Raw genomic sequence first — 11,757 nt, forward strand, 5'->3', positions numbered from 1 at the left:
CTACCTGCAGTCAAACAATTCTAAAATAGATACAAAGCAGCCGACTGCAGATTGCATATCTAAGGAGAATAACACCGTAGCGGTTTGGTAGCTCACTGACTATACAAATTGATTTGGATTCATCAGTCTGCCATATTATGCTCAATTAATAATAACTGTCATAATAAGAACATATTGACTGTTCATGCTTGTTTTAGCATTACCCATCATATAACACCATAAGGATTACGCAATGTACGGCGTCTTAATGATTGATATCGATAGTACCTCACTGACGAATGAAGATGTTAGCCTAATCAAACAAGCACAAGTTGGCGGCGTTATTTTATTTGCCCGAAACGTCGCAGATGCCGCGCAAGTGCGAGCATTGTGTGACGATATACGCTATCACAATCCTGATATATTAATCGGTGTCGACCAAGAAGGTGGTCGGGTCGCTCGGCTACGTAATGGCTTTACGCCATTACCAGCGATGGGCAGACTGGGTGAGTTATTTAACCGAGACCCAAACCGTGCATTGAACTGTGCTTACGATTGTGGTTATTTGATGGCCACAGAAGTGTTGGCTGTTGGGGTGGATTTGAGCTTTGCTCCTGTGCTTGATAGAGATGGTATTAGTCAAGTGATTGGTGACCGTAGCTTTCATCAGGAGCCACAAGCCATTATTGCGTTGGCAACTCAGTTTATGCGCGGCATGAAAGCAGCGGGTATGGCAACTACAGGCAAGCACTTCCCTGGTCATGGCGCCATTGCTCCTGATTCACACGTAGCTGAAGCAGTAGATACACGTAGTTTGGACGAGATTATGCAGAGTGATATGCAGCCTTTTGCACAAACACTGCCATGGCTCGATGCTTTAATGCCTGCTCACGTTATTTTTTCGCAAGTCGATGACCAACCAGCAGGATTCTCCAAGATTTGGCTAAAAGACATTATCCGTGATCAACTCGATTTTAATGGCGTTTTATTCTCTGATGATTTATGTATGGCAGGTGCTCAAGCAGCAGGTGACGTCAGCGCACGTGTAAAAGCCGCTATTGAAGCAGGTTGTGATATCGCACTAGTTTGTAATGATCGAGTCGCCGCCCATGAAGCAGCTGAAGCGGCACAAGAGTTGCCCTACCCCAATCAAAATCGTATCAAAACCATGTGTGGCAATATTCCACTATGGCAAGGAGATCTGGAATCTACCTGCCAGCAATTTGAATATTGGCAACAAGCCAAACAGAATGTGACTCAAACCTTTTTTGACACAAAACCTGAGCCGCAAGCGACAAATAATCATGACAGTGCCAAAGACCCTACGGCATATAAGTAGGGCTTGTGAAATATCCATAAATAATAGAATGGCAAATATAAAAAAACAAAAACCGCACTTTTATAAAGTGCGATTTTTCCATCATGAACTATTTTCACTCAAAATATTATAGATTAGTTTGCTGTGTCTACATCCATATCTTGAGTAACATCATCACTATCTGGTAGCATGTCATCATTATCACTATCAAGAGGATTTAAATCTGGATCAAGCGACTCATTATTGATGGTCATGCCATCATTCGCACTGCTAGGCTCATCATTGACAACAAACTCAATGCGACGATTGTGAAAACGCCCTTGCTCAGTCGAGTTATCAGCGATAGGTTCTGACTCACCCATACCTCTCGTCGTAAGCTTATTGGTATCGACACCTTGCGATACTAAATATTCTTTGACGGCGTTGGCACGCTCACGAGACAGCTCATTATTATGATCATCCGATCCCTGACCATCTGTATGACCGATAATCATCAGCTTGATATCTGGCACTTCGGCGATAATTTTGGTGGCCTGATCAAGTAACTCTTTATTTACCTCCGGCAGCGTTGCGTCATCTACGGAAAAATTAATAATCTGAACACTTAATGCACGAGCCACATCACTTGGATCTGGATTGTCACCAAGATTTTTCATCGCATTAGTTGCAGCGAACAAACTACTCTCTATCTCATCTTTTAAGTCTAATGGCCTCTCAGCCTGCACTTTCATCGCTGGCGCCGCTGCTTTTAAGTCAGCTATTAGCTTGTCCAATGCTAACGCATCAGACGTATTGACAGTGATAGTGTCACCTTCAATAATCATACTAGCATTTGGTACACTTTTTAGAATAGGCAAAACAGTCGTAAGCTGAGCTGCTACTGGCATGTCTACCGTAAAATGATCATCAACATCAGCACGACACTTATTGGCTTCATCACCAAATGCAGCAGTGAGCGCAGCCATTACGTTGGTCTGTAGCGTTTCATCGCCCACACTCATACGACAAGCATACAATTCACTGTTTTCATCTGTGGCCACACGTAATGAAGCCGCTTCTACATTACTTGCACCTGCTATCTGTTGTGACATGGCTGGCGTGGCAACAGGCTCAGGGTTTTCTTGGCAACCACGCAGTAACGCCCAAGCCAATGCACTCAAAATAATCAAACCAATGATTGGCAATAGTGCTTTCAAAAACCCACCTTGTTGCTCTTCTTGCTGTGGCTGTGGTGCTGTAGTGGTACTGACCGTATCAGCAAGAGGTTCTTCAACTGCCGCTGTGCTAGCTGATATAGTTCCCAGTAATACAGTGCTTGCCCATGCAGGTATATGGTGTTGGTAGCTGGCAAGATTATCACTCAAAAATTGCGGCACAGGCGTACTACCTGCCAAACTTTTGATTTCATAAAAGGCAAGTGGTGCGGCCATCGCAATCAATCCACGAGAGGCTGTCGCATCGACATCATGCTTACCCGCCAACTCACGAGCAATTTGATCACGTTGTGAGCCATCGGTCCATACACGGTCATAAAATGCTTGGTCATCACGAGCGATATTTTCATCGGCAAAACGGTTATAAGTACTACTGTCCGCTAAGCGAGCCGCAAAAATAGCATAAAACTGTTCAAGTAAATTTTTCTTAGCTGGACTATGGTCATCTTCTAGTACTGCTGGGCTCACTGTTCTAGTCAAATGACTGGTAATATCCATAATATAACGCCCCTATTTATTAGTGTTTATCGATATAGTTAGACATCATGATGATATAAAGTAAAAGCTTTCATCTTACTTAAACCAACTATACATAAAATTTTCTAAACCAAATTCTATTTTCATTATTATAAAAGTATTAAGTCAGCATCAACAATCAACACGTTGTTGTGCAAATGATACGTTAGATAATATTTTGATTGTCAAACATCCTTATAAATAAAGTGATGTTGATAAGAGAATCTTATATCATCACCTTAAATCAACCACGGTTAGCCTAATCTTTTTATCAAATTGATTATTGTCTTACTTGCGCAGGTTCAGCAATAATCACGGTATTTGCCATTTCATCCACTTCTGATTCTGAAAAAGGACCTGGTGGTGGACTACTCGCCGGTACATTACTAGGAGTATTGTTAGTCGGCTCACTGCGAGTATTGTTGTCAAAACTGTTAGGATTAGGTACAGGTAACATGCGATCATCAGTATCATCATCTGCAGTTTGGAAATCTCTAGGCTCACTATCGTTATAGCCTTCAACATACTGATCATTTGGAGCTGTGCCCTCATTTCCAAATTGATCGTCCATGCCTGCCGTTTCATTATTATTGACGTTTTCAGGTAATGGCAATGGCGCCGTGCTTTCTATATTCATCGCTGGCACCAACGTGCGGATATCCGTAACCAGTCGTTGCAATAACATACTATCTGGCGCGGCCAACGTGAGACGATCATTCTGCAACTCTAAACGTGCAAATGGCACAGCCCTGAGCAGATTAAAAATATTAGGCAGCACCTCCGTAGGTAGGTTCGCCATACTGGTAGCGACGCCTTCCTGTACTGTTAGCTCACAATTACTCGCTTGTTGACCTAAACTGGTATTAAGTGCTTGTTGCAATGCATTCTGTAGCGCTTCATCGCCAACAACAGCACTACAGCTAGATAGCCCTCCACTGTTGTCCATTCCAACGTTGAGCTCGACTGGCGTCAATACTTCTACAGGTGGCATGGGTGCAGCAACGACAGGCTCTGGCACAACAGGCTCTACCGGTGGAACGTTATTAGGCCTAATTAATATGGCCCAAGCCGCCAGTGCTAACGCCATAATAGCTATTATTAATAATATTATTTTGACCAATAAATCATTGCGCTGACTGCGGGTACGTACTTTTCCTCGCGAATTGCTACCACTTTCTGCCAAATGATGATCTGAAGGATTGGCATGAATCGCATCAGTATTCATAGAAAAATCGTCTTCAGATGCTGGTATTTCATCATCTTCTGCCGTGGTATTTTCTATATCAAGCGATGTCGATGTGATAATTGAGCTTGTACCTGCACTGAACTCATCAGGCTTATCTAAAGAAGTAATTGAGGGATTGTCAGTTACTGGCACAGTAATGGTATCTGCGATGCTGCTTGAGGTAGATTGTTTGTCGCTGTCTTGATAAGCATTGATAACCTCTGCCGCCCATACTGGCAAATAATTACGTAACGCTGACTGCTCTCCTTGCAGGAATGCTGGTAAAAACTGGCCATTGGCCAATATTTTAAGCTCGCTATAAACCAATGGTGCTGAGTTTATAAGTAACTGTTCAGTAATCGAATCGTCAATATGATGTGTCGCTGCTAGCTCTTGGATGACAACCTGCTGCATATCATTTTCTGACCATAACTGTTTGAAAAGCGACTGGTCTGTAACTTCCTCTGTGCGAAGTAATTGCGAGTAAATCTCTGGCAACGCGAGGCGCGCTGCTAAAATGGCATAAAACTGCTCAAGTAGACTGACATAAGCCACGCTGTCCTTACTATCACACTCCCCTAATACAGCAGGAGTAACGGTTTTTTCTAATTGGTCGATAATACTCATAAATTATTGCCTCTTGCGGCCTTTGCTTTACATCTGAAAAAGAATGAGGTGGTCATTATTATTTTATATATAGTCAGAAAACCATAAACTGCTACAGTGCTACCTTTTCTAAAGGCACTACTTCTACAATCTGAAGCCGGCTGTCTTATGGCCATTTTAGAGTGCTGTGACTATATTAGAGCCAGTCATAAATCAGCAGTCATCGTTACGGTCATCATACGAAGCATTACGTACTATGTCTGACACATTGCTATATTATTGACTATAAAAGCATAAAAGTGCATTGTTTTGTCGCACAATAGTTTTTTCATAGCATCATAACTACTATTAGTATAACTTTGTTGTTAATATTAGCGCTCAATAATTCACTATTAATTATTTGTCACATCGCCATTTATAGTGCTGCTCCATATCAGGCGTAGCCTAAGGATTTCCCGTTGTTCGATCATACGACCCTGATTATTATCATTACCGTTATTGTCAGCTTATTAGCATGGCAAAACAAAACCTTGTTTAATCGACTAATTTTTTATCCACCAGCGGTAAACAACGGCCAATGGGATCGCTTTGTAACGCATGGCTTTATTCATGCTGACAGTATGCACCTGCTCTTTAATATGTTTACCTTGTATTTTTTTGGACGCGCGATTGAAGGGTTGTATCGGTCATTTTTATTTGGTTATGGCTTTGTGATTTTTTATGTATTGGCCATTATTGTTGCAATGATTCCAAGCTACCTGAAAAATAAAAAAAATGCCAGTTACTTGAGCCTTGGTGCTTCAGGCGGTGTGTCAGCTGTCTTATTTGCTTTTATTCTGCTCGCACCATGGGAAAAAATCTATTTGTTTGCCGTTGTTCCTATTCCAGCCATATTATTTGCTGTCGCTTATGTCGCTTATAGCATCTATGCAGATAAACGTGGTGGTTCAAACATTAATCACATGGCGCATATGTGGGGCGGTGCTTTTGGCGTAATAGCCACGATTATTCTAGATCCGCGCATATTGTTACATTTTATCAATGCTTTGTTGTCGCCTAGTCTTTAGCAGCCACTTTTTAAAATCATGATGCTCGAAAGTCATGATGCTCTCAAGTCATGATACTCTGATACTCTGATACTCTGAAATTCTGAAATTCTGAAATTCTGAAATTCTGAAATTCTGGCAGATAATGACCAACCCTATTGTATTGTTATAAACTACTCACTTTTTTTATATATTAAGATGTAATAGTTAATTATGATTATAGATGTTATCGGTGATATTCACGGTTATGCAGACAAGTTAGTCGGCCTACTACTACAATTAGGCTACGTGCATGATGGTACGTGCTTTATGCCGCCCGCAGGTCATCGTGCACTATTCATCGGTGATTTGGTCGACCGTGGTTCACAGCAGGTAGCGACACTAGAGATTGTCTTTGCCATGCTAGATGCTGGTGTGGCTGATGCGGTGATGGGTAATCATGAGTACAATGCACTGGCTTTTGCCACGCTCGATCCTGATAACCCTACTCAATATCTGCGCTCACACAATGAGGTGCATGTACGCCAGCATGAGGCATTTTTAGCAGAACTACCATTTGATTCCGAAGCTCATCAGTATTGGCTACAACGGTTGTATGAGATTCCATTGTGGATCGAAACTGATTATGCCTGCTTTGTACATGCTTGCTGGGATGTAGATAGTATGACGATGCTAAAACCATTATTGACTGATGCCAACTGCCTAACGCCACAAGGTTTAATCGCTACCGCCAAAGAAGACACCGCACAGTTCGATGCCTTAGAGCGAGTATTAAAAGGTGTAGAAACACCACTACCTGATGGTTTGGTGATGACTGATAAAGAAGGCACTAAACGCTCACGGGTACGGGTACGTTGGTGGCTTGATGAGTTAGAGTCACGCACACTGCATGAGATTGCACGTGCGCCTTCATCCGCCATGGCACAAATCCCCAAAGATGCGATGGCCGAAAACATCAACTTTGCCATAAAGACGCACAAACCTGTCTTTGTTGGTCATTACTGGTTAACGGGTATGCCTGAACCACTTAGCCAAAAGGTTGTCTGTACCGACTATTCAGCTGCAGTAGATAGCGGCTACCTTACTTGTTATCAGCTCGATACTCAGCAGCCTTTACCACTCAAACCTGAAAACTTCGTACAACATCGACATGATGAAAACATTGATATAGGTCGACAATCCCAATAAGATTGTTCATCTATAGTATTAAAAAGTAAACTTGGCTTTACGAAGACGGCAAAATTTTTGTATGATGGTCTTTTTGAGGATATCAAAGCATGAGCACCACATCAGCGACTGTTAACACTGTTGAACAAAACGGACCTATCACTTCTCCTGCTGGTCAACCAAAAGTTGGTATCATCATGGGTTCGCAATCTGATTGGGCAACTATGAGCGGTGCGGCACAACTACTCGCAGACTTTGATATTGCCTTTGAGTGCGAAGTAGTCTCAGCACATCGTACCCCTGATAGATTATTTGATTATGCCAAAAATGCAAAAGGTAAGGGCTTACAAGTGATCATCGCTGGTGCAGGTGGTGCTGCGCATCTACCCGGCATGTGCGCCAGCCAAACGCCGCTACCTGTCTTTGGTGTTCCTGTAAAATCATCGATGCTCAGCGGATGGGATAGCTTACTGTCTATCGTACAAATGCCAAAAGGTGTCGCTGTTGGGACATTAGCGATTGGTACAGCAGGGGCTTATAATGCTGCTTTGCTTGCGATTCAAGTTTTAGCCTTACACGATGAGACCATTGCGACTAAACTAGACAGCTTACGTGAGACGCAAACCGAAACCATTCTAGCCAGCCCAACACCCGGTATCATCAATAACTAATCATCAATAGCTAATTATTCTTAGCTCAAGCAAAGTGACCACCAAACTTATTCACTTGATATTTATTTTTAGATGGGTTTTACTTAATACTAAGATTTATTTAATACAAGGTGCATACAGTGCACCTTTTCCTATTTTAATACACCAATATTTTTTTACTCAAAGAGCTTACCATGACTACAGCAAACGCTTATCCCGTTACCCAAACCATTCGTACCATCGGTATTTTAGGCGGTGGTCAGCTTGGTATGATGCTTGCCGAAGCCGCCTTGCCGCTTGGTTATCAATGTGTTTTTTTAGAAGACAACGCTGACTGCCCTGCCAGCTTATATGGACGCGTCTTTCATAGTGAACAATTAGCAGCATTTATCGAAGCCGCTGATGTTTTTACTCTTGAGTTCGAAAACACACCGACATCTACTGTCGAACAGCTTACTGAGTTATCAAAATCTGGTAAAAAACATGGCATGTCTCCGCCGCTAATGGCTCTTGATATCGCACAAGACCGTCTCAAAGAAAAGCAGATGTTTAATGACCTTGATATCGCCACAGTACCTTTTATGGCTGTCAATTCTGAAGCAGAATTGCAGCAAGCATGTGACAAGCTGGGCTTGCCTATCGTCCTAAAAACCAGTCGCGGTGGTTATGATGGTAAAGGTCAGTTCGTCATCAAACAAGACAGCGATATCAAAGCTGCTTGGCAAGAATTAAAAGATGCGGTCACAGGTAAAGGCTCTCTGACACCAACGCCAGTACCATTGATTGCCGAAGGTTTTATTGACTTTAGCCGCGAGCTATCTATTATCGCTGTACGTGCACAAAGCGGTCAGGTTCGCTGTTATGATTTGGTCGAAAACCATCATCATCAAGGTGTTTTAGCCAAAACCCAAGCCCCTGCTGTTGGTACTAGCCATTTATTTAAGCAAGCTCAAGATGCCATTACCACTGTCATGAACCATCTAAACTATGTTGGTGTGATGGCGCTTGAGCTGTTTGTGACCAAAGATGCACGTGGTCATGACACGTTACTTGCCAATGAAATTGCCCCACGTGTCCATAACTCTGGGCACTGGAGTATCGAAGGCGCAATTACTAGCCAGTTCGAAAATCATATTCGGGCGGTGGTCAATCTGCCATTAGGTGATACAGACAATGTCCATCCAGCGATTATGCTCAATGTCTTGGGGCAATATCCTGACATCAGCGCCGTGCTAAATATCGATGGTGTACACTATCATAGCTATCATAAAGCCGAACGTAACGATCGTAAAATTGCGCATATTACTTTAATGCCCAATGATGTGGCAGATTTAGAACCGGCTCTAGCCAAGCTCGTCGCGACTCTACCCAATAAAATGGGACTTGAGAAAAAATCAGTGGCAGCTGATGAGCAGCCAATAACGTTAGATAATCATGAGCATGCTGATGCTGAAAAACCTGTGGAAAATGCTGAATCAAGCAATGAGACTGCCGCATCCGATAAGACTGTAGCGGCAAAAGAAAATAAGGCTAAGAAATAATGCAGATTTGGGTGGATGCAGACTCAGTACCATTGATCGCCAAAGATTTGATTATCAAAACAGCTGAACGCACACAAACCATGGCGATATTCGTTGCCAATCAGCCAATTAAACTGCGCAAGTCACCACTGCTCACTATGACAGTGGTGCCGTCAGGATTTGACAAAGCAGATGACTATATCGTTGAGCAAATACAACCGGGCGATCTGGCCATTACTAGCGACATACCTTTAGCCAACGATATATTGGACAAAGGTGGCATGGTTTTGACCACTCGCGGTGTGGTCTATGACAAAAACAATATTAAGCAAAAGCTTAATATGCGTGATTTTATGGACACCATGCGTGGTACTGGTGTACTAGAGCTACAAGAGATGAGCGGACAGAAGCCTTACGGTGATCGTGACAAAAAAGCCTTTGCCGATGGATTAAATAAACTGGTACGTTAACTTCTAACATTGTATTTCTTTCAATCTCTATACAGTCTATAACCAAACACTATGTAATCGGCACGCTTCATAACGAAGCGTGCCGATTTTTTTGTTAACCTATAATCAGTTTTTGATATTACTTTCGATATTTATTTTAAAAAATACAGTTTATACGAAAGACAACGCATATAAGAATAGGAATGATTATGAAAATTTTAGTAATTGGTGCAAGCGGTCGAGTGGGTACAGATTTGGTTAAGCAGTTATTGGCTGACAATCATCAAGTGATAGGTACTACTCGTCAAGATAAAAAACTATTTGACGATGAAAAATACAGTCAACTAGACCTAGACATTACTGCTGAAAAAGAAGACATTCAAACGCAAATAGACCAAAATATCGACGCCGTTTATTTTGTTGCAGGCTCTGGTGGTAAAGACGTTTTAGAAGTGGATCTGCATGGTGCAGTCAAAACCATCCAAGCAACGCAAGACAAAGGTATCAAACGTTATATCATGCTCAGCACGGTATTCTCATTAGATACCAGTAAATGGGATAGAATTGCCGACCTAAAAGAATACTATATCTGTAAACACTATGCTGACCAATGGTTAATCAACGACAGCACTTTGGACTACACCATAGTCCAAGCAGGCGCGCTGAAAGAGCGTGAGGCAACTGGCAAAATTACTATTAACAGTGATGACGCAGGTGAGAACTCAATTGAAGATGTCGCTGCTACCTTAGCCACTGTACTAAATGCTGACAACACCATCAAGCAAGTCTTTAGCATGAGCAATGGTGACACGGCTATTAACGATGCTATCGCACAGTTATAATCACTAAAGCAAAAAAAAGCGAGTAGGCCGAAAGGTTTACTCGCTTTTTTATGGCTGTTATTTGAGATTATATTATTAGATGAGTAATAATATTTAGCCTCTAAAGAGTAACTATTAGAGAGTAACTATGCCAAACCACTTGGGAAGGGGATGACTTCTTCTAGACTGCTAGCTCCTGTAATGACCATTAGCAGCCTATCTATACCAACTGCGATACCGCTACTAGGTACCAAATCATCAGACGCCGCTAGTAGATGCTCATCGATTGGCATTTGTGGTAGATTATGACGCTGACGCAACTCATTATCTTGCTCGAAGCGCGCTCTCAACGCTTGTCCATCTGCTAACTCGTCATAAGCGTTAGCAATCTCTACGCCATTAATATACAACTCAAAACGCTTGGCAATACGATTACCTTCTTTATCTAATGCCGTTTTTGCCAAAGCCGCCGTCGCTGGTGGGTACTCAATAATCAAGGTTGGTAAATCATGTCCCAAGTTGGGCTCGACTGCATGACTAAACAATAAGTCCAACCAACTTTGACGTCGATCTTCTTCAGTATCCACGGCTCTACTCGCCTCACTGTTAAAGTCGAAGCCTGTTAAACCCTTATCTTCTGCCACTGCTTGTAATGCGCCAAGACTGGCTGTCAGTGGATGTATACCGACGAAATCCATAAAGGCATCGACATAACGATAGTGACTCATCACTACAGAACTGCCATAAAGCACTTCTAATAACTCGCCAAGCTCAACTGCCATATCATCCAAACTATAATTTGGCTGATACCATTCGAGCATCGTAAATTCAATGTTATGCTGCACGCCTATTTCATTATTTCGAAAAACAGGACAAATCTGATAGATAGGTACCTGCCAGCTAGCCAATAAACGCTTCATCGAAAATTCAGGTGATGTGTGCAAATAATAGGTCTGTGGTTTGTCTTGATAAGTGACTTGTGCCGCGATTGACTGCAAAAAAGTATCGGTATTACCGGCTTGTGACAATAGCGGTGTCTGCACCTCTAACACTTGCTTTTTAGCAAAAAACTGACGGATATTGCCTATAAACCGCGCACGCTGCTGCGCCATAGATAATGCCATGGTCGGTGCGTAGCTAGGCTTAGAACTGATAGACTTAGAAGTAATAGGCTGCGCAGAAATGTTATTTGCTTGAGTCATTTGTGGTCTACTACGATTGATAAATAATCAGTTTGGTAATTGAG

The 11,757-nt window shown here is 42.3% G+C and carries 10 protein-coding genes; 7 read left to right on the plus strand and 3 right to left on the minus strand.

Annotation, left to right across the window (positions count from 1 at the left end; translation table 11 throughout):
• Positions 1 to 232: 232 nt before the first annotated feature.
• Positions 233 to 1,318, plus strand: coding sequence for a beta-N-acetylhexosaminidase (gene nagZ / locus ACT3RN_RS01220; protein WP_192519165.1), 1,086 nt, complete (start codon positions 233 to 235; stop codon positions 1,316 to 1,318).
• A 113-nt stretch (positions 1,319 to 1,431) separates the two neighbouring features.
• On the opposite strand, the gene ACT3RN_RS01225 is transcribed toward nagZ, so the two are convergent.
• Together ACT3RN_RS01225 and ACT3RN_RS01230 are read right to left on the minus strand one after the other, a co-directional pair.
• Complete coding sequence (locus ACT3RN_RS01225; protein WP_192519164.1) at positions 1,432 to 3,009, minus strand: OmpA family protein; 1,578 nt, start codon at positions 3,007 to 3,009, stop codon at positions 1,432 to 1,434.
• Positions 3,010 to 3,307: 298 nt separating this feature from the next.
• Positions 3,308 to 4,879 (minus strand): hypothetical protein, encoded by a 1,572-nt coding sequence (locus ACT3RN_RS01230; protein ID WP_444518396.1) that lies wholly within the window; start codon positions 4,877 to 4,879, stop codon positions 3,308 to 3,310.
• Between the two features lie 437 nt (positions 4,880 to 5,316).
• Here ACT3RN_RS01230 and ACT3RN_RS01235 point away from each other — a divergent pair, with 437 nt between their 5' ends.
• The 6 genes from ACT3RN_RS01235 (at position 5,317) to ACT3RN_RS01260 (ending at position 10,532) form a co-directional block, all read left to right on the plus strand.
• Positions 5,317 to 5,925, plus strand: a complete 609-nt coding sequence (locus ACT3RN_RS01235; RefSeq protein ID WP_192519162.1) for a rhomboid family intramembrane serine protease — start codon at positions 5,317 to 5,319, stop codon at positions 5,923 to 5,925.
• A gap of 192 nt (positions 5,926 to 6,117) precedes the next feature.
• Positions 6,118 to 7,092: a metallophosphoesterase gene (locus ACT3RN_RS01240; protein ID WP_192519161.1), complete on the plus strand. Its 975-nt coding sequence runs from the start codon at positions 6,118 to 6,120 to the stop codon at positions 7,090 to 7,092.
• Between the two features lie 89 nt (positions 7,093 to 7,181).
• Positions 7,182 to 7,742 carry a 5-(carboxyamino)imidazole ribonucleotide mutase gene (gene purE, locus ACT3RN_RS01245; RefSeq protein ID WP_192519160.1) on the plus strand — a complete coding sequence of 187 codons (561 nt, stop codon included), beginning with the start codon at positions 7,182 to 7,184 and terminating at the stop codon, positions 7,740 to 7,742.
• Positions 7,743 to 7,915: 173 nt separating this feature from the next.
• Positions 7,916 to 9,262: a 5-(carboxyamino)imidazole ribonucleotide synthase gene (locus ACT3RN_RS01250; protein WP_192519159.1), complete on the plus strand. Its 1,347-nt coding sequence runs from the start codon at positions 7,916 to 7,918 to the stop codon at positions 9,260 to 9,262.
• Positions 9,262 to 9,711 (plus strand): YaiI/YqxD family protein, encoded by a 450-nt coding sequence (locus tag ACT3RN_RS01255; protein ID WP_192519158.1) that lies wholly within the window; start codon positions 9,262 to 9,264, stop codon positions 9,709 to 9,711. Before ACT3RN_RS01250 ends, ACT3RN_RS01255 begins: the two co-directional genes overlap by 1 nt.
• Before the next feature lie 188 nt (positions 9,712 to 9,899).
• Positions 9,900 to 10,532 (plus strand): NAD(P)H-binding protein, encoded by a 633-nt coding sequence (locus ACT3RN_RS01260; protein ID WP_192519157.1) that lies wholly within the window; start codon positions 9,900 to 9,902, stop codon positions 10,530 to 10,532.
• 125 nt (positions 10,533 to 10,657) lie between these two features.
• Here the strand turns inward: ACT3RN_RS01260 and epmA are convergent, their stop codons facing one another.
• The gene (gene epmA / locus ACT3RN_RS01265; RefSeq protein WP_192519156.1) at positions 10,658 to 11,713 is read right to left on the minus strand and encodes an EF-P lysine aminoacylase EpmA; all 1,056 of its coding nucleotides are present in this window, start codon (positions 11,711 to 11,713) and stop codon (positions 10,658 to 10,660) included.
• Between the last annotated feature and the right edge of the window lie 44 nt (positions 11,714 to 11,757).

The organism is Psychrobacter sp. AOP5-GZ1-6, from assembly GCF_052376345.1.
Taxonomy (GTDB): Bacteria; Pseudomonadota; Gammaproteobacteria; order Pseudomonadales; family Moraxellaceae; genus Psychrobacter.

Coding starts and splice junctions, on each gene's coding strand:
- nagZ (WP_192519165.1), top strand. CDS start 233: ATGTACGGCGTCTTAATGATTGATATCGATAGTACCTCACTGACGAAT.
- ACT3RN_RS01225 (WP_192519164.1), bottom strand. CDS start 3,009: ATGGATATTACCAGTCATTTGACTAGAACAGTGAGCCCAGCAGTACTA.
- ACT3RN_RS01230 (WP_444518396.1), bottom strand. CDS start 4,879: ATGAGTATTATCGACCAATTAGAAAAAACCGTTACTCCTGCTGTATTA.
- ACT3RN_RS01240 (WP_192519161.1), top strand. CDS start 6,118: ATGATTATAGATGTTATCGGTGATATTCACGGTTATGCAGACAAGTTA.
- purE (WP_192519160.1), top strand. CDS start 7,182: ATGAGCACCACATCAGCGACTGTTAACACTGTTGAACAAAACGGACCT.
- ACT3RN_RS01250 (WP_192519159.1), top strand. CDS start 7,916: ATGACTACAGCAAACGCTTATCCCGTTACCCAAACCATTCGTACCATC.
- ACT3RN_RS01255 (WP_192519158.1), top strand. CDS start 9,262: ATGCAGATTTGGGTGGATGCAGACTCAGTACCATTGATCGCCAAAGAT.
- ACT3RN_RS01260 (WP_192519157.1), top strand. CDS start 9,900: ATGAAAATTTTAGTAATTGGTGCAAGCGGTCGAGTGGGTACAGATTTG.
- epmA (WP_192519156.1), bottom strand. CDS start 11,713: ATGACTCAAGCAAATAACATTTCTGCGCAGCCTATTACTTCTAAGTCT.